The organism is Bdellovibrio svalbardensis, from assembly GCF_029531655.1.
Taxonomy (GTDB): domain Bacteria; phylum Bdellovibrionota; class Bdellovibrionia; order Bdellovibrionales; family Bdellovibrionaceae; genus Bdellovibrio; species Bdellovibrio svalbardensis.
This window is the reverse complement of the sequence record NZ_JANRMI010000002.1, coordinates 640,809-659,385: the sequence shown is the minus strand read 5'-3', so window position 1 is coordinate 659,385 and position 18,577 is coordinate 640,809. Positions and strand designations below refer to the sequence as shown.

Below are 18,577 nucleotides of genomic sequence, written 5' to 3'. Positions count from 1 at the left end.
CAGAACGCCCCAAGGGCGAGTACCTTAGTATTATAACATTGCCTAAACTTAAGGTAACTTATCTCTTATGGACGACAAAAAGTCTGTTAAAAAACAAAGCCCTCCTAAAAGTCTCGATAGGATCAAGTCTTCGGTATTCTCACGCAGTCTTTCGATTGCGAAGCTGACAATACAAACAGGCGCCTCTGTCGCTCAGCACGGGGTCACTTCCGTACTTAAAAGCAAAGAAGACAAAGAGGCCACCTGGAAACAGCTTCTCCTCAATCAGGCGTCCTTAATCAGTTCTGAATTGGGCGAACTGAAAGGCAGTCTGATGAAGGCTGGCCAAATGCTGTCTATGTATGGCGAACATTTTTTGCCACGAGAAGCCAATGAACTGTTAAAGTCCCTGCAATCCGACTCGCCTCCCCTGACCTGGGCCGCTATTGAGCCGACTTTAAAAAAGAATCTCTCCCAGGAAAAACTCGATCTTTTAGAGATTGAGAAGGAAGCCCTGGCCTGTGCTTCCATGGGACAAGTTCACCGCGCGCGCATTAAGGCAACCGGCGAAAGCATCGTCTTAAAAATACAATATCCCAATGTCGACAAAGCGATTGATAGCGATTTGAAGGCCATTCGCACACTGTTGAGCACGATGAAGCTTCTTCCTAAGGATTTGAATATGGATCCGGTGTTTGAGGAAGTTCGCGAAATGCTCGTTCAGGAGACCGATTACGAACTCGAAGCCAATCTGACCGAAGACTACTACAATCGCCTTCACGGAGATTCGCGCTTTATAGTTCCTAAAGTTTACCGTGAATTCTCAGGTCCTAAAATTCTTGCGACCTCTTTTGAACGCGGATTGCGCGTGGATGACCCGCTTATTCAAAGTCTGGCAGCAGAACGACGCAATAAACTTGCGCTGAACTTCCTGGATCTTTACTTCAAGGAAGTTTTCGAATGGGGTGTTGTGCAAACAGACCCGCACAGCGGAAACTATCGCATTCGCATCGATCCCCAGGGACATGATCAATTGGTCCTTTTTGATTTTGGCGCAACTCGCACTTATCCCGAAGTTTTCCTCAATCCCTATCGCCGCATGATCAAGGGTGCCCTTTACAATGATCGCGAACAATTCACCCGGGCGGCAATGGATTTGAAGTTTATCGAAAATCAGGACAACGACGAGCTTCGCAAACTCTTTGAGGACTTCTGTTTTGAAAGCGTTGAGCCCTTCATTGAAGCCAATGATGCACGCAATATCTATCAGCAGATAGACTCCAACGGAAATTACGACTGGAAAAATACCGACCTGCCACAAAGACTTTCGCGCAAAGTCTTTCAGATGATTCGACAATTTCAATGGCGCACTCCGCCCCGTGAAATGCTCTTTCTGGATCGCAAAACTGGCGGTGTGTTTATCTTCCTTTCAGTTCTTAAAGCGAAGATTCGCGGTCGCGATGTCTTGCTGAAGTACTTAGAAAGAATCTAGAGGCCTTATGTTACGTTTTGTTTTTTGCCTGTTACTTTGTTCATCTACTTCTTTTGCGGCCTCGAATCCTCCGAAAGTTGAATTCAAGGCCATCACAGCAGAACCTCTTTCGAAAAACAGCCTGACCTTTGTTGACCTTAAAGGAAAAGTTGTGATCGTGGACTTCTGGGCCTCTTGGTGCGAGCCCTGCAAAGAGGCCCTGCCTCACTACAACAAGCTTTATGAAAAATATAAAAACCAAGGTGTGGTTTTTATCGGAATTAACGAGGACGATGATTTGAAAGAGCGAGATGCTTTTTTAAAGGCTCATCCCATCTCATTCCCGGTATTCTTCGATAAGGAAAAACAAATGGCCAAGGACTTTCAAGTGGTGGCACTGCCCACGTTGTTTGTCTTCGATAAAAAGTTAAAACCTGTGATTCTGTATCGTGGGTTTGACGATAAGAAACCACAGGTTTTAGAAAAGGGAATTCAGGATCTTTTAAAGGCGCAGAAGTAGACTACTTCTGCGTGACGGTCAACGGCTGCGCCGGTGACAGCCAAATATCAATGATATCACCTTTTTTAGTTTTACCTTTGGCATCTTTATACCAAAACTTTGAACGCTGGCGCTCTTGAGCATAAGATCCAAGAGGTCTTAGAATGTCATTGTTATATTTCAAAGATATCTTAATTATCTTTGAAGACATCTTCACAATTTCTTCCTTCTGAGATACGCCATCACCATTTGCATCTCTCCATAACACCAGCTTCTTAAATTCCTTATCTTTTTTATCTATAACACCGTCTTTGTTAGAATCTAATTCCTTCAAAGCTTCGAATCCATTCGCAGGACCACCTTCTTTGTCTCCAAAGAGTTGCTCTTTCTTGGTGATCTTACCCGATCCATCGTCAATAGCCAAAAACCATCCAGGAGAGTTCGCCTCGGGCCAACTTGTCTTTGCTCCTGGATACATCGGGAAATCACTGACGTTTGTAAACGTTGGTCTTGTATCATCAAAAAACACCATCAATGGTGACCAATAGCCGCCACAGAATCCAGTTTGACCGGGGAACGAAACATTGATTTCTAAGTTTGTTTTATCTGAAGAAACAGAAAGCCCACCGATAGAAGCGGTCAAGGTCCCGTTCTTACCCATAAAACTTCCACAATCATAAGTCGCGGTATGAGCTGAATGGCCATAAGCACCATATACTGGTGGACCGCCACAAGTCGTCACTGTCTGCTCGAAAGACACTGTTTTGAGATATATATCCCCAGGCGCCGACACATTAACGCTACCGGACGAGTCCACACTCATAGTCGCAGGAATACCGCTATTCACAATCACCGAATTTCCATAAATCGCTGCGCTACCGCCCCCTGGAGATACGGAAAATTTATCCGCAGGAAGAGGGGCGATGTTACCATCAGCCATACCTGTTTTTGTCACCAAGTCTGCTGGATAACTTGCTTTAAATATATAATCTGAATTACCGATATGAACCACCAAGTTCGCTGTGACAATGGAGCTTGGTGCAATTGGATTTGCCACCCCACGAAGATTCGTTGGGAAGCATGAGTTATTGATCTTTAAAGAAATTTTATTGCTGCCAGAACGCGTTACCATACCCGAAGCCGGTGCCGCAGTCGCCCCTTCTCCTGCCACTGCAGAGTTGACGGACATTGGATAGTTCTTCACTTGCGCAAATACTAAACTGCTAGACAGCCAGACAGCCAGCACACTGGGTCCATGATAAAAAAGACGCCCCATAATTCCCCCTGTTCAATTCCCTACAGCCCCGCTGTATTTTCTTTCAAAGTATCTTTAACTTTATTAATTTTAAAATAAATCAAACGCTTCAAAATCGAATCCCGATGCATCACGAAGCTACAAACTTTATCAGCCAACATCTGAGAGCCTGAGTACTTTCCGTTGCGATAGACAATTTTATAAAGATTTGAATGATAGTACTTATTACTCGAACCCGCCTCTTGACAATCCGCCTCAACACTCTTTTGCGGCTCAAGATAGTATTTAATAACCTTAATTGCTTTGAGACGAATGAGTGTTTGCCCTCCACCTATCGACGGCGCATTCCGTAAAAACTCATCTGCGGATCCAATAGGAGCCAAGGTCTCTGGATTAGTAAGATTAAACATACTTCCCACATCAGTCCCCCCCAAAGAGACCAAAGCGCTTCCCTGAACATACCCCACAAAAATCGGACTTCGGGGTGGAATGGACATATCCATTTTTCCATTAACTACAGGACGAAGCTTTGCGGGCGTGTCCAACATTAGTGTCACACCGTCACTCCAAAAGCCCGGACGATTCCCAAGTTGAGGTGACGTGATCCAATTGTTTTTATTTAAAGATTTAAAATTCAGACTTGCAGCAATATTAAAATCCGTGGGAGCTGGTCCAATGTCATACGCTGCTGTTGGATCATAATTCATAGTCGATCCCAAAGAAAGATCTTGAGAAACGACTGATACTTCTAAAACCGGAGTGTTCCCTTTGACAGTCACAGTTCTTTGCAAACTTCCATTTATCATATTTGCCGGAACATCTGGATAGTAGTCAAAAAAACTAAGACCATTATCATCTTTGATGCGGATATTATTATATGATGGCTCGATCCCGTTGAAATCAGAAAATATTATTCTCTCAGCAAGTGACTGATCTATTTCCTGATCTAATTTAACTCTTAGATCATTTTGATCTTTGGAAACCACAACCTGAGTTGAAACAATAGCAGCGGTGACAAGGGCCATTAAGCCAATGCCCACCATAACTTCTATGGCCGTGAAACCTCTATTATTTACCTTTACGATCATATTAAGATTTTTCATTTTGTACTCACAACGAATGTGTAATCTCTAAAAGGTTCACCCTTTGAGATCCAATCTTTATGGGTCATACGCAAAGTCACTTGATAAAGACCACGATATATTTCTAGCGGCTGAATAATATATCCATAACTTCCGGCACAATTTGGACACTGTTCACGTGGCAAAACTTTATCATTATCCCAGGCCATCGGAAGACTCTCGACTTGAAGGGCCTCATTGGCATTTTTCATGGAACCCATTTGATCGTAATTATAGTTTACTTGATAGTTTTCAACTCCCGATTTAATATTCTCGGCGATATCATTTATCTGCCTTTCTGTGGCGGATAAATTCACAGCGCTTTTAGTGGTATTGCGTAATGCCACCATACCACCCGTAAATGCAAAACCAACAATCGCGATCAAACCCAGCCCCACGAGACTCTCGATGATGGTTTGCCCTTTTTGATTCTGGCTTATCTTCATAAAGGTTCTCATAAGCCTCCCTCTCTGCCCTGCTCGACAACATAAAAACGTACTAACCTTCGTTTACAAGTTGTGTTTGTTTGTGGAGTTGTGCCAGAGACAGCTGGCAAGCCGCAGTCAGGATCCACCGATGTCCACTGAAACGGATCGGCTTTTGCACGCAAGCTAATTGCATTGCACGTCATGCGGTTTGATAACTCTTGCACGGAGGGAATCGGATGCCAAACCGGAGAAGTTGTTGATTTGATATCACAACTTGATCCCGGAGAAGGATGCAATATCCCAATATCTCGAAGTTCTTTTGTCGCCTGCGGATAGTAAATAGTGCTCCAAGTGATTCCGGCCTTATAGGCTTCTTTAGCGATGAAAAGTTTTCCGACGATAAAAGTACCAATAATTCGCAAAGGTGTAGATCGCGCATCAATTGTTAAAGTATCGCATGCAAAAAATCCCGTCACAATTTTAGCTGTTGCCGTGATTTGACATGCCTTCGCAATCGAATAAACATTAAACTTTGGCCAATTCGGCGCAGAATAAGGGGCCGGAGAATTCGTACCATCTAGGACAATCGTTGAATTAATGGCAGGATCACTACCAATTGTCGCGCCGTCTGCAGCAAAGTTCCATGAATAACGAGTTGTCGCCGAATAGTCTACATTCCAACTTGCTCCACCAAAAGACTGGCTTGTCGCCGCACTACGATACTTTTCACAATCATCCAAAAGGGTATCTGCAGCGCCATTTGGATCATCCTCTTTCAAACTTGTCGTAGAGGTATTTGCTGCCGTCGCCGACATACTTGTTGGAGGCACCAATGATTTTTTGTCAGCACTCATTGTAAAATTTAAATACCCCTGAAGATTCGCATTTGGAGTTGAGTAAATTGGCTGCCCTTTATAATAGCTATAGTCATATGCTAAAACACCCACTACTGGAGCGGACGGTTTTCCCAATTCGTTAACAAAGTGATCTGCATTTTTTACTGAAAAATTAATTTGCGCCTTATTACGACGGGAAGAATCAACAGAAATAGTCATCTCAGGTCTAACACTGACTGCATTCATATAATCAGTGTATTTTCCATTTGCTACGTCGTATGCCGCTTGAGCACTATCCAAAGTAGTTTTCTTCGCGGTAACTCCCAAGGCTGTCAACTGAGAATTCAATGAAGTGATGTCTTTCTGAAGCTGAGTTACCAATGCTTCATCGCGATATTCAACAGGACTCGGTGACGGCGTTGGCGTTGGCGTTGGCGTTGGCGTTGGTTCTGGTGATGGTGATGGTGATGGTGATGGTGATGGTGACGGTGACGGTGACGGTGATGGTGATGGCGATGGCGATGGTGATGATGCCAATGGCTTCGCCATCTCATCTGCTAAAGCTAGCTGTTTGTCAGCCAACTTCTTTTTAAGACTCGCTTCTTGAGCGGTTACATCATCATAGGCAGTTTGTGCTGTACTCAGAGTGTTGGCCGCAGATTTCTTTGCTGACAACAAAGAACTTTCGGTCGCTGAAGATCCAATCTTAGGGCGCAAGGTCACTTCAGAGCCAAATGGCATATCCAACTCAATGGATCTGTTGCCAAGCGTAAATGAAACCTTCATAACTGGACCGGAATCACTTCCATTATAGCTAACATATCCATTATCCCAACTGCTTGTATCAGAGGGCCCTTGAGCAATATTTTGGGCATTGAATGTATTCCAACTCGAAAAGTACAACTTATAGGGAATTTCATCCGGCTGAGTTGGGTCGTAGCCACCACGAAGACTCGCCCCGAGCTGCGTCTCTAGAGTTTGAGTGATATCGGAATCTAGAGTTGCCATCTTCGCACACTCTTTGGCTTTCTCAGTATCCGCAGGACTCAGCCCAGCAGCGCCAGCGACATGAGCAAATACCATAAGGCCTTTATCTAGACCACCATCATTCTCAATTCCTTTAAGGAAACCACCAAAGCTAGTTGAATCAGCCCAGTATCTGTCCTGTAAATTACCTGAGGTTCTTGGCGCATACATTTTATCACCGGTTGTGCGCAACCAACCATTACCCATAACCACACGGTCAGCGAAAGTAACCGCAGCGTATTTTGAGCTATCTGCCGTTGCCGTTTTATCTTCTGTCAACGCTGGCAAATAAATATCGCGATTAACGAAGACGGGGCTTAAAAATACCAATCCTGGCCCTTGCACCTCTTTGCGATTGGCAAATTGATGTAAATTCACATCACCAGCAAGTGTGGGCGCCGAATCACCGTCCAAGTTGAGATGCAAATCATTTGCTACCAATAAAGCAAACGATCCCACTTCCCTTGGATAAATAGATAATGATGAATTCAAAACCAATGGTCTATCAGCTAACTTAATAACCTGACCACTCTTGTCTACCAAGGCCAAGGAAATTTTGATGTAAACTTCGCGACCAGCAACAGGAAGATAAGGGCTGTTATCTCTAGTCAAAACAACTTTAACACCGCCGACCGGAATGACCTCACCAGTGATCTCGTCTTTAACTGTTGCCAACTTCTGCATGACCCCAATCAATGGATGGGCTGCTGAAAGTTTATTAACCTCTAACTTGCGGGTGATTTCATTTAAAGGAAGATTGTTGTAATCTACACCAACACCGAAATCGATATTGTTTTGTGATTTCATCATACGGATATAATTCGCCTGGCTTGGCGACATAATCAAACGTTCAACGCTTCCGGTATTGGTCAGATCACACTTTGCTTTATCGTCCATCAACAGGCCGTCATCAGAAAAACAATACTTTTGCCGAACACCGAAAATTACATAGTCCATTGTACTGTTGAGTGCGAAACGCAAATTCACAGCATTCACAGTTTTCGAAATTTGCTTCTTCTGGCCAATTACATAATTCGTTAAGAAGTAAAACGAGATACTCATGGCAGCTGTAGCCGCCAATACTTGCAGCATCACGTTTCCGCGATTACTACCCATACGTACAGAAGTGGTTCTCATAAATGCCTCGTCTCCTAATGCAGAATATATCGGCAGAATTAGACAAAAACTTTCGGAAAACCGAGTGTTTTTACTGGGTTAAAATGATGAATTAACTTATTTTAGTTCTCTTTCTCAGAGAGAGACGAGAGCCCTCTCAAAGAGGGACATCGATATTCTATTTATGTTCCGGATCGAGACAACTTGTTCCCGTGATTTCGGTTTCAATTGTGGCCTCGATAATTCCGTACTTTTTAACAAGATCCTTAATCTTTAATTTCACATTTTGCATGTCTTCGATGCGAGCCTCACTATTCAGCACAACATGTGCACTCAATACATGATTTTCGCCATCCAAAGACCACAAGTGAGCATGATGAACATCTTCTACCTGATCTAACTTCTTAATCTCGGCACTCACTTCATCCACAGAAGCCCCAGCCGGTGTCGCCATCAAGAACACTCTCATCGCGTCCTTCAGGTTTCTAAAAACATTGTACAAAATCCACAAAGAGAGAGCGATGGCCAACCCTGCATCGACCTGGGGAACATCGAAGAACTTCATCACAATGGCGCCGATCAACACTAGCACCCAGCCTGCGACGTCTTCAATCATATGCCACATCAGCATTCTTTCATTCAAAGAAGTCCCCTTGGAAACTCGAAATGCCGCATAACCATTCACAGCAACTCCAAGAAAAGCCAATGCCAACATCCCATCCGCCTGGGGTTGCTGCGGATGAATCAGGCGCGGTGCCGCTTCGATCAAAATAAAAACTGAGCCCAAAATCAAGATCACACCAGTGATGATCGCTCCGAGCGTGGAGAATCGACGATAGCCGTAAGAGAAATGCTGATCACTGCTTCGATGTGATAGTTTCTCCATGGTGATCGCAATCACCATGGCCAAGGCATCTCCAAAATCATGAAGTGCGTCACTCAAAATAGCCACGCTATTGGTCATAATTCCGCCAACCAACTCAATGATCGCAAAACTTAGATTGAGAACAAATGCGAATCTCATCCGCCCAATGACAGCACCATGGGAATGATGATGGCTGTGAGAATGGGAATGACTATGCGAATGGTGGTGATTTGCGTGTTTTTCAGACATAACTCAGTAAGACATTGCTAAGGCTTTTCTGTCAATAACTGGCACCCCTGATTGACCCATTTTAGGGCCCATGATAACCCGATAAGTGCTATGACAAAATCTGGATACAAGAAATTTGCATTTAGCCTTCTAATTTACACCCTTCTCGTGATTCTTTGGGGGGCGTGGGTTCGCATTTCACACTCTGGCGATGGCTGCGGCGACACCTGGCCACTATGCCATGGACAACTCATCCCCGAAGCACAGAGAGGAAAAACTTGGGTTGAGTATGCACATCGCCTCATGTCGGGCATTTACGGATTTGTGGTTATCTACTTTTGGTGGGCGGCACGAAAGCTTTACCCTGTCGGTCACTTCGCACGCAAAGCTGCACTTGCCACTTTGATTTTTATGATCACTGAAGCCTTGCTCGGCGCAAAGCTGGTTCTATTTAAACTGGTCACCACCAACGACACGCCTTATCGTGCCTTCGTCATGGCTCTGCACCAGATGAATTCATTTATGCTCACTGGAGCAGTGGCTTTGACTTATGCGGGGGCAACTCTGCATGCAGACCTCCCCGCTCCGTCCAGCCAAGATAGAAAATATAAATATCTTCCATGGGTGATTGTTCTATTAGGAATCACCGGGGCCTGGGCTTCCTTGTCTAATTCGCTGTTCCCGACTGAAAATCTATATGATGGCTTTTTGGCGGACTTCTCAACCCAATCACACTTCCTTGTGCGCCTGCGAGGACTCCATCCTTTGTTAGCAGTTATCGGTGCTGGCTCTTTGGCATTCTTCTTCTGGATGAAGGCGCAAATATCCGACAACGCCCTACTGCAAAAGAAGTCACTACAGATGAGTTTACTTTTGATTGTAGGAATTCTTTTCGGAATGGCGACCCTGCTTTTACATGCCCCAACTTGGATGAAAATCGGGCATCTTACGCTGGCACACACTATTTGGGTGATTTTACTTCAATGGGTTTTCTTTGTCAGAGCTTCTAAACTGTCAGCTCGTTAGACTCCATTAGTCTGTGCAAGAATAGAACTTTCTCATTAATATCATTAAACTCCAGCACCATCTGCTGGAGATCGTAATCACGAACGAGATAAGATGCGAACGCCCCCACAACCTCTTCGGGATGAACAAGGTTTCGCATAAAAGTGTCCTGCTGCTGTGGATCTGAAATATGTGTATGAATCCATCTGGTCAAAATTTTCTGCAAAGAATTTAATTTTGATTTTTGTGGGGCTTCTAAGATCGTTTTCTCTGGAATAATGGACGACTCGCAAACTATATAAGGCGTCCCACTGTCGATAACTTTGCCCAGTCGTAACTTGCCTTGCCCCTGCAAAAAGACCAAAAGAGTTCCGTTAACCCGCTCTTCAATGATTTGCACATAACCGTAGCCTGCAATCTCTCTGACGAAGGATACTGGTTCCCCGGCATTCACTGGAGTGACTTTGGAAGGATCTTCGATATAGCCAAGAGCTATGGGAGTTTTGGTCGCAGCAGCCTCTTTCATCATCGCAAGATAGCGAGGCTCAAAGATATTCAAGGGCTTTATAGTCCTGGGGAATAAGGTCACGTTAACTAGAGGAAAAAGAAAGACTTCCATACTGCTGGACTCCTCACCTTGATACTCTATTATAAAGATTGTAAGCTGAGATAGCTATGGAAAAGGTAGACGTAAAAATGAGAAATGTAGTCTTTTTTGATGGTATCTGTCACCTTTGTAACGGGTTTGTGGACGCCATTATCACGCGAGACACAAACCATTCCTATCTCTTCGCCCCCCTTCAAGGCTCTACAGCCGAGGAAGTGCTTCCTCTTCAAGATCGAACGAACTTAGATACCGTGATCTATTATGAGTCTGGAAAGCTCTATTATCGCTCTGCCGCTATTCTGAAAATTCTTACGGGCCTAGGTGGTGCCTACAAGTTGGCCGCTATAGCGTGGATTATTCCAGGCCCCCTTCGTGATATTCTTTATAAAGTTGTCGCAAAAAATCGCTATAGCTGGTTTGGCCAAAGAGATTTCTGTCGTCTTCCCACTTCTGAGGAACGCAGCTACCTATTACCTTAATTTGATTAATTCGACAAAGGGGCGATCTGCTGCGGACAGTTCTTCCACAACAATTTCGTGAGGGGAACACCATTTCAAGGCATCATGCTCGCGCAGCTCCAAGTCATCATGAGAGCTCAAGACCCAATAGACTCTAAGTCGAATGACCTTTGAGGGATAGGCAAAATCCTGCTCCCCCAAAAGGTCTCCCACGCGAATTTTTAATCCCAACTCCTCATCAATCTCGCGCACCAAAGCCAATTTAGGATCTTCACCTATTTCAACTTTTCCTCCAGGAAATTCCCAAAAACCAGCGCCGCTCTGTCCGGGGCCCCTGCGCACAATAAGAATTTTCTTTTCGGGATCAAAATCTCTTTGAATCAGAGCAGCCACGACTAAGACGGGCTCTGAGGATTGCTTCATTTGAAACTCCTGTAAGGCTCATATTACACAGCGCTTTCTGCTCTTTTAAAAGGATTGTTTTCATGGATTCGCCCTCGCGCATGATTCATTTAGACTTGATATCGAATTCAGAATTGTTATGATTCTTCTTTGATTCGCTCTTGATTAAAGAGCCAGGCACCAAGGACATGACGTCATGATAGATACACAGAATTCGTTTTTCATAATCCTCATCAGTGGGGTTGCACTTTTCCTCTATGGTATGGGACTTGCCAGCTCATCATTAGAAAAAATCATGGCCGGAAAGATCACGAATCTTTTAAATCGCCTTTCCCAAAGTAAATTTCTAGCCATCCTTACGGGTGTGGTTTTGACGACCTTAATGCAAAGCTCTGGCGCGGTGACGTCGATGCTTGTAGGTCTTGGATCAGCCCGCGTTGTCAATCTCCGCCAAGTAATGGGCGTTATCATCGGTACAGCGATCGGTACAACCCTCACTGTTCAATTGATTTCTTTCGATCTTGCGCAGTATGCACTGCCAGTGTTTGCCATTGCCTTCGCTTTCTACTTTAAAGCAAAGAAAACGATCTTCAAAAATATCTCTGTCGCCTTCATGGGCTTTGCCTTGCTCTTCTTGGGCTTAAAGTTTGTCTCTGTGGCCTCCAATCACTTTGCAGAGAATCCGATGCTGACGGAGTTCTTCCAAAGCGTCCGCGACAATCCCGGCTATTCACTCTTAATTTCCATCGTCTTCTGCGCCATCGTACAAAGCAGCGCTATCACGATTGGTCTTGCCATGAGCTTGGCTGCGGTTAAAGCGATCTCATTCTATGATGCCATGATCTGGGTTTACGGCGCCAACATTGGAACAACTTCGGTGGCGCTCATTGCTGCCGCCGGCGGAAACTACATCGGCCGTCAGGTTGCCTGGGCCCATTTCTTCTATAAAACCATCAGTGTCGTGATCTTCTATCCGTTCACACAGCTGTTTATCGACTTCCTCATGAGTTTTGATACAACAACAGCCCGTTCCATTGCGAACGCGCATTTAATTTTCAACATTCTCTCTGCGATCATATTCTATCCATTTATCAACAAAGGCGCCGCCTTGATTGAGAAGATGTTCCCGAAAGCCGCCTCTGAAGAGTTTGGCACTGAATTTGTGAATATGGATAACTATCAAAGCTCCGCATTGGCAGTATCGTATGCCAATCGTGAAATCATGCGCACTGCCGACATCGTTATTGGCATGATCAAAGACTCCATCCGTTTATTTGAAACCAACGACCCTAAAGATTTTGATTCCATCAAAGACCGCGATAACAAAGTCGACTTCCTTTACCGTGAAACCAAAATGTTCCTTCTGGATCATGCGAACAAATCCACCACAGTGGTTCATCAAAATGTGATGAATATGATTATGTTTCTAAGCGATCTCGAGCGAGCTGCTGACGCGATTGATATCAACATCCTGGCTTTGGCGATCAAAAAGAATGCGCTGAAGCTGGAGTTTTCTGATGAGGGCTGGTCAGAGATCCGCTCTATGCACGAACAAGTGGTGAAAGTGGCCGCCATGGCAGTCAATTCTTACCAGAATCGTGAGCTGTGCGACGCTGCTATTCAATTGAAGCGCGACCTGGCAAAACTAGAAATCTCTTTGCGTGAGAATCACATCAGTCGTCTTAATCGCGGCCTAGCGACCTCCATCAACACCAGCTCTATCCACTTGGATCTTTTAAGTGAATATCGCCGTATCGCGAGCTTGCTGGTGAATCACGCTTACAATCAAAGGAGCTCCGTATGATGAACGCGTCCTGGACGCCCATTGCTTTGCTTTTTCTTTCTAATATCTTCATGACCTTTGCATGGTATGGTCATCTTAAAAGCTTGCGCGAGTCAGCGCTGTGGGTGGCTGTCCTTATAAGTTGGGGGATTGCTTTCTTTGAGTACGCTCTACAGGTTCCCGCAAACCGCATCGGCTACGGCCAATACACCCTTCCTCAGCTTAAAATCATCCAAGAAGTCATCACGATGGTGGTCTTCGCGGGGTTTTCGGTTCTCTATATGAAACAATCCTTGAAGCTAGATTTCCTTTGGGCAGGATTGTGCCTGGTCGGCGCGGTTTATTTCATCTTTAGAACACCTTAAAGATATCTTCCCTTTCCTTTAGGTCTCAATTCAAGATAGAATGGTTACATGAAGTTCATTTACGTCCTCGAAGATGACGTGCGTATCCAGAAGGATCTTTTTGAGACCCTCAAAATGATAGATCCGAAGCTTCATATTCGCTTTTTCACCAACCTTTCTGATTTTCACGAATGGCTAAAGATCGCGGTCCATGAGGGCCCCAAGTCTTTAGCCGATGGCGGACAAAGACACTCCTTAGACAATTTAGATCCTATTGAACCCACGAATACTCATGAACTGAAGCTGGTCATCGCTAAAAATGAGTTTCTTGGCACCCAAAATATGGGGCTTATTCGTCGGGCCCGCGACTTCTTCTTACGGAAGAAAATGTGCTCAGAGCAAGAGCCCACCGCATTGATTTTAACTGCCTTCGACAGCCCTAATTTTGATATCAAGCTTGCCGAAGACCGCATCATTAACAATGTTATCTTCAAGCCTTTTGACAAATTGATTCTTAAACAGGATCTCGAGTTTGCGTTGCTTGGACACCAGGCCATTGGCAGTTCAGCAACTGTAACTTCGATCAAGATCAATTCGACAATCGAAATGCTGAAAGAAGTTTCCACAAACTCACTGACAGAAGTTGGCTTCACCACAATCAATAATCATGAAATCGAAATTGGTGCTTTAACCAAGTATTACGCCGAGGCATTTAAAACTGAAAACAAAAAATCAGTTCATGCCTTTTGTAAATCTTGCAAGCAACTCTCTGAAAAAGAGTATCTTTGTGATTTCCATTTCTTTGCGGCCGACAACCAACAAATCAGCCAAGTGCGAAAACATATCCTGCAGGCGACGGAGCACAAAAACGAAGGCTTCCAAAATACTCACAGCGCCCCAGCACGTATCCTCATTCTAGACGAAGAGACCTCTATCGCCTTGGACCTTAAGATTTACTTGAGTGATCGATTTTCCAACAGCGAAGTGTTCGTCTATAATAGCTTTGCCCAGTTAGCTTCCGATTTGGACGACAAAGACACCCAGCATCGCCAACACTTACCGACAAGCTTTGACTTTGTTTTCGCCAATTACGAGATCTTTGAAATCGAGAAACAAAAGCGCTGGGAACAAATTTGCAAAGGCTTGGAAGATCGCACAAAACGGGCAAATCAAACTTTCAAGCTGCCACCGCTGTTTTTAATTTCTAAAAAGAAAGTTCCTCTTGAGGAAGTTCGCGAACTTTCGACTTGGACCAAAGACATCTTTTTCACGCCTTTGGATAAGGGTTATATCACAAAGAAACTCGTCAACGAACATAGTGGCTTGGCAAACAAAGCCCCAGTTACGATCGCGTCCCTCAAGGAAAATGCAATCCTTAAAGTTGCCAATCCTGTCGAAATCACCCAGATTTCTGAAGCCGGCTTGGTTATGAAATACTATCGCGCCATCAGCACAGGGGCCTTCCGCGAATTCATCTTGTGGCGCCCCGAGGAAAATGAAATCCCGGAAATCATCGGCACAGTTAATTTCCACGAAGAAGATACAGGCGGCCAAGAATTCTTCTACAACCACTTCATCTTCTTTGGCATGAAAGACCACTACCTCAAACACATCCGACTCTGGCTGCGAGAAGCCTTCATTAAACAAAAGGAAAAAGAGTAATTCCCGACGCCGTGAGCCTCAAAAAGGTACGCCGTACCTGCGTCATCACCTTCGGTGGGACCTGGGCACCCGCTTAATCCACTTTCTTTCGTTTCAACAAAAGGGAATTGCTGACGACGGAGACGGAGCTCATAGCCATTGCGGCTCCGGCGATAACTGGATTCAAAAGACCGAAAGCGGCCAATGGGATCCCCAAAATGTTATAAATAAATGCGAAGAAAAGATTTTGGCGAATCTTCTTTAAAGTTATTTGCGACAGTGAAATGGCATGAGCCACTGACTGCAAATCATTCTTCATTAAAGTAACGTCTGCAGTTTCAATAGCGATATCAGTTCCTGATGACATCGAAAAGCTCACGTCGGCCATTGCCAATGCCGGAGCGTCGTTGATGCCGTCGCCCACCATCGCAACCCTTTGCTTCTTACGCTTCAACGTCACAATGATATTCGCCTTGTCGACGGGCTTTACTCCGTGTTTAAACTCCTGAATTCCGGCTTGTTTGGCTATTTCACGGGCGGTTCCCTCATTGTCTCCGGTCAGCATCATGACTTTAATGCCCTTGCTTTGAATATCAGAAATGGCCTTTTTAGAACTCTCACGAATGCGGTCTGCAACAGCAATATACCCCAGCACACGTTCAGCACTGGCCAATACCATCACGCTATTGCCACTGCTTTCAAGCTTAGCAAGAAGGTCTTTCTCAAGGAAAGCACCACTGGCACTCCAATCACCTTTGCCAATTTTATAGTGAATTGAATTCACCAGGCCTTCAACACCCAACCCCATCACGGATTTAAAATCTTGAACTGCCAATGAACGCAAACTGCGTTTTTTCGCTTCCTCGACTATGGCATGTGCCAGGGGATGAGAAGAGCCATCTTCAAGGCTCGCCGCGATTTGCAGGATCTCTTCCTGCGAGTGTCCTTGGCTTGCGTGAATGCTGGTTACAACAGGCTTACCCTCGGTGATGGTGCCTGTCTTATCCAAGACCAAGACATCAATCTTTTCTGCCAACTCCAAAGCCTTGGCATCGCGAAACAGAATACCCGCTTGAGCGCCCTTACCAATCCCCACGACCACAGCCGTTGGAGTTGCCAAACCCAAAGCACAAGGACATGCGATTACCAAAACAGAGACCGCAGACACAAATGACGCTTGCAGGTCTCCGGTCAAGAACCAGGTCAAGAAGAAGGTCAGCAAACTAATACCCAACACCACTGGCACAAAGATTCCCGAAATGCGATCCGCCAATCTTTGAATCGGCGCTTTCGAACCTTGAGCCGCAGTGACTATTTTAATGATTTGTGCGAGTTGAGTACGACTCCCTACGCTAGTGGCTTTAACTTTTAACGAACCATCTTGATTCAAGGTGGCCGCATAAACATGATCATCTTCACGCTTAGCAACTGGCAAACTCTCGCCCGTCAGCATGGACTCATCGACTGTCGACGAGCCGGCGACGACTTTTCCATCAACAGGAATGACCTCTCCGTTTTTAACAATGACAACATCACCCAGCTGCAGATCTTCGATTTGAACTTCGATAATTTGATTATCTCTTTCAACAAAGGCTTTTTTCGGCTGAAGCTTAATCAAACTTTCTACAGCCTCAGAGGTCTTTCCCTTTGCTCGCGACTCCATCAGCTTGCCCAGCAGAATCAAGGTAATAACCGCGGTGCTGGCCTCAAAGTAAACGTGTTGATCATGCCAATTCATCAAAGTTACAACCGCGCTTAGCAGATAAGCCATGCTGGTTCCCAACGCGATAAGAACGTCCATGTTGGCGCTTTTTGCACGCAAGGCAAAATAAGAACCACGATAGAAACGCCATCCAATCCAGAACTGAACAGGAGTTGCTAGCATCAACTGCAACCAACGCGGCATGATCTCGTGATGACTGCTTGTAAACATCGCGATCATTTCCACCATAAATGGAGCTGTCAAGAGTACGGAAATGATAAAATGACGAAGGTCTTTGCGATATTCTTCCTGAGCTTTTTCTTTAACAGCCTGGGTGTCGACTTCAGAATTGATCTCAAAAGCCTGATAGCCCAGATCCTGAATGATCTTGACCAGCCCTTCCGGGGTGTAAGTTGATGGAAACTCAACATGCGCTTGTTCCGTCGCAAAGTTCACACGGGCCTTCACATCCGGCAGTGCATTTAAGGTCTTCTCAATTTTAGCTGCACAATTCACACAAGACATTCCAATAAGCTGAAGATCCGTATTTTGCGCTTCACTTTGCACTACCAAGACATTCTCCATACAACACCTCATTTATGGATATACTCCAAAAAATAATCTCCCCCCAAGAAGTATATTTTTTCTTTATTTGTCACAAACCCAATAGAGCTTTCCTAATATTGAACAAGCGTATCGCCCAGGAGTGCCTATGAAACTAAGACATCTTTTATCTGTTCTTTTACTTCTGACATCCGTAAAAGCTGTTGCACATGGCGAGGAAAAGCCGGGACCTCATGGCGGCCATATCAAAATGCCAGGAGCCTTCCATACCGAATTGGAAATAGATTCAAATCAAGGTGCTCATATCTTTTTGCTAGATATGCAATTTAAGAATCCCACGATCAAGGACTCTTCGATCAGTGCTGTATTTAAAACAAAGAAAGAACAAATCCCCTATCAATGCTCAGTCATGGGCAGAGACCACTTCCACTGCGCCCCTAGCAAAAAGCTTCCTTCAAAAGGACAACTGGTCATTAAGGCTATCCGCGAAAAAGCGGTGGGCAACGAGGCCGTATACAACATTCCACTAAAGCCCTTTGAGAAAAACTCAGATGAAGAACCTGTAGATCACAGCGCTCATCACTAAAATGGAATCGACACGCCGAGCCTCAAAAAGGTACGGCGTACCCAAACCCACCTTTGGTGGGTTCGGCGTACCTCCGAGGGATCGGGGTACTAGTTTACGGGGCGGACTTTTTGGGTGGCAATGAGGATGTCTTGGTATTCTGTTTTGAATAGATGCATGAGGTCTTCGGCCACTTTTGCAGGATTTAGCTTTAGGTCTGATAAACTGAGCGTTTTTACCGGAGTGCCCTCATTGGTCACGTTCATGGCAAAATGAACCATCACAGAGACTGGGGACTTGGTCGCAATACTGATACTGAGCTTGCGATCATTCCAATAAATATCATCACCTTCACGCATCAAGGACTGACCATTTAAAACGGCCGCGGCATGTTTTTGCAAATAATCGCGCGCAATCGAAGCAAACATTCTTTGCAAAGCAACCCCTGCGAAAAGATCACGATCGAAAATTTCAATGATAAAATGAAGCATCTCATCGCTTTCAATCACCGCTTTCGCCAACAGGTCTTCACCGTCCACCATATGCGTAAACGGAATATCACAAGCACCCTGCCAAGAGATGATCGAAGGGCCCAGAACGCCATGCTCAAGATAGGCAAACAAAGAGCGAAGCTGACTGCCGTCATAGGCAAATTTCTTTTCAATAAAAAGTGATTCCACGA

At 44.9% G+C, this 18,577-nt stretch carries 17 protein-coding genes; 8 read left to right on the top strand and 9 right to left on the bottom strand.

The window, feature by feature from the left end; all coding sequences use genetic code 11:
- The first annotated feature begins 67 nt into the window (after positions 1-67).
- The gene (locus NWE73_RS08280; protein WP_277577836.1) at positions 68-1,471 is read left to right on the top strand and encodes an ABC1 kinase family protein; all 1,404 of its coding nucleotides are present in this window, start codon (positions 68-70) and stop codon (positions 1,469-1,471) included.
- Between the two features lie 7 nt (positions 1,472-1,478).
- Positions 1,479-1,970, top strand: a complete 492-nt coding sequence (locus tag NWE73_RS08275; RefSeq protein WP_277577835.1) for a TlpA disulfide reductase family protein — start codon at positions 1,479-1,481, stop codon at positions 1,968-1,970.
- 1 nt (position 1,971) lies between these two features.
- Here the strand turns inward: NWE73_RS08275 and NWE73_RS08270 are convergent, their stop codons facing one another.
- From NWE73_RS08270 to NWE73_RS08250, 5 genes are all read right to left on the bottom strand, one after another.
- Complete coding sequence (locus NWE73_RS08270) at positions 1,972-3,225, bottom strand: EF-hand domain-containing protein (RefSeq protein WP_277577834.1); 1,254 nt, start codon at positions 3,223-3,225, stop codon at positions 1,972-1,974.
- 20 nt (positions 3,226-3,245) lie between these two features.
- On the bottom strand, positions 3,246-4,307 hold the full coding sequence (locus tag NWE73_RS08265; RefSeq protein WP_277577833.1) for a prepilin-type N-terminal cleavage/methylation domain-containing protein: 1,062 nt from the start codon (positions 4,305-4,307) through the stop codon (positions 3,246-3,248).
- Positions 4,304-4,771: a type II secretion system protein gene (locus NWE73_RS08260; protein WP_277577832.1), complete on the bottom strand. Its 468-nt coding sequence runs from the start codon at positions 4,769-4,771 to the stop codon at positions 4,304-4,306. Before NWE73_RS08260 ends, NWE73_RS08265 begins: the two co-directional genes overlap by 4 nt.
- Positions 4,772-4,779: 8 nt before the next feature.
- Entirely contained in the window at positions 4,780-7,752 is a 2,973-nt protein-coding gene (locus NWE73_RS08255; protein ID WP_277577831.1) for a hypothetical protein, read from the bottom strand.
- Between the two features lie 157 nt (positions 7,753-7,909).
- Positions 7,910-8,755, bottom strand: a complete 846-nt coding sequence (locus NWE73_RS08250) for a cation diffusion facilitator family transporter (RefSeq protein ID WP_277577830.1) — start codon at positions 8,753-8,755, stop codon at positions 7,910-7,912.
- A 180-nt stretch (positions 8,756-8,935) separates the two neighbouring features.
- On the opposite strand from NWE73_RS08250, the gene NWE73_RS08245 reads away from it, so the two are divergent.
- Entirely contained in the window at positions 8,936-9,850 is a 915-nt protein-coding gene (locus NWE73_RS08245) for a COX15/CtaA family protein (RefSeq protein ID WP_277577829.1), read from the top strand.
- On the opposite strand, the gene NWE73_RS08240 is transcribed toward NWE73_RS08245, so the two are convergent.
- Positions 9,831-10,448, bottom strand: coding sequence for an LON peptidase substrate-binding domain-containing protein (locus NWE73_RS08240; RefSeq protein WP_277577828.1), 618 nt, complete (start codon positions 10,446-10,448; stop codon positions 9,831-9,833). The two genes, NWE73_RS08245 and NWE73_RS08240, sit on opposite strands and share 20 nt — an antisense overlap.
- A 56-nt stretch (positions 10,449-10,504) precedes the next feature.
- Between NWE73_RS08240 and NWE73_RS08235 the strand changes: the two genes are divergently transcribed.
- Positions 10,505-10,915, top strand: coding sequence for a thiol-disulfide oxidoreductase DCC family protein (locus NWE73_RS08235; protein WP_277577827.1), 411 nt, complete (start codon positions 10,505-10,507; stop codon positions 10,913-10,915).
- On the opposite strand, the gene NWE73_RS08230 is transcribed toward NWE73_RS08235, so the two are convergent.
- Positions 10,907-11,317 (bottom strand): (deoxy)nucleoside triphosphate pyrophosphohydrolase, encoded by a 411-nt coding sequence (locus tag NWE73_RS08230; RefSeq protein ID WP_277577826.1) that lies wholly within the window; start codon positions 11,315-11,317, stop codon positions 10,907-10,909. The two genes, NWE73_RS08235 and NWE73_RS08230, sit on opposite strands and share 9 nt — an antisense overlap.
- Before the next feature lie 175 nt (positions 11,318-11,492).
- Between NWE73_RS08230 and NWE73_RS08225 the strand changes: the two genes are divergently transcribed.
- The 3 genes from NWE73_RS08225 to NWE73_RS08215 are packed head-to-tail and all read left to right on the top strand — an operon-like array spanning position 11,493 to position 15,085.
- Entirely contained in the window at positions 11,493-13,100 is a 1,608-nt protein-coding gene (locus tag NWE73_RS08225) for a Na/Pi cotransporter family protein (RefSeq protein ID WP_277577825.1), read from the top strand.
- Positions 13,097-13,444 carry a DMT family protein gene (locus NWE73_RS08220; protein ID WP_277577824.1) on the top strand — a complete coding sequence of 116 codons (348 nt, stop codon included), beginning with the start codon at positions 13,097-13,099 and terminating at the stop codon, positions 13,442-13,444. The genes NWE73_RS08225 and NWE73_RS08220 overlap by 4 nt, the downstream gene beginning before the upstream one ends.
- A 48-nt stretch (positions 13,445-13,492) precedes the next feature.
- Complete coding sequence (locus NWE73_RS08215) at positions 13,493-15,085, top strand: hypothetical protein (RefSeq protein ID WP_277577823.1); 1,593 nt, start codon at positions 13,493-13,495, stop codon at positions 15,083-15,085.
- A gap of 73 nt (positions 15,086-15,158) precedes the next feature.
- Here NWE73_RS08215 and NWE73_RS08210 read toward each other — a convergent pair whose 3' ends face one another.
- Positions 15,159-17,351, bottom strand: coding sequence for a heavy metal translocating P-type ATPase (locus tag NWE73_RS08210; protein WP_277577822.1), 2,193 nt, complete (start codon positions 17,349-17,351; stop codon positions 15,159-15,161).
- Positions 17,352-17,478: 127 nt separating this feature from the next.
- Here NWE73_RS08210 and NWE73_RS08205 point away from each other — a divergent pair, with 127 nt between their 5' ends.
- Positions 17,479-17,916, top strand: a complete 438-nt coding sequence (locus NWE73_RS08205; RefSeq protein WP_277577821.1) for a hypothetical protein — start codon at positions 17,479-17,481, stop codon at positions 17,914-17,916.
- Between the two features lie 89 nt (positions 17,917-18,005).
- On the opposite strand, the gene NWE73_RS08200 is transcribed toward NWE73_RS08205, so the two are convergent.
- A complete protein-coding gene (locus tag NWE73_RS08200; protein ID WP_277577820.1) occupies positions 18,006-18,575 on the bottom strand; it encodes a DUF366 family protein in 570 nt (189 codons plus the stop codon).
- Positions 18,576-18,577 lie beyond the last annotated feature (2 nt).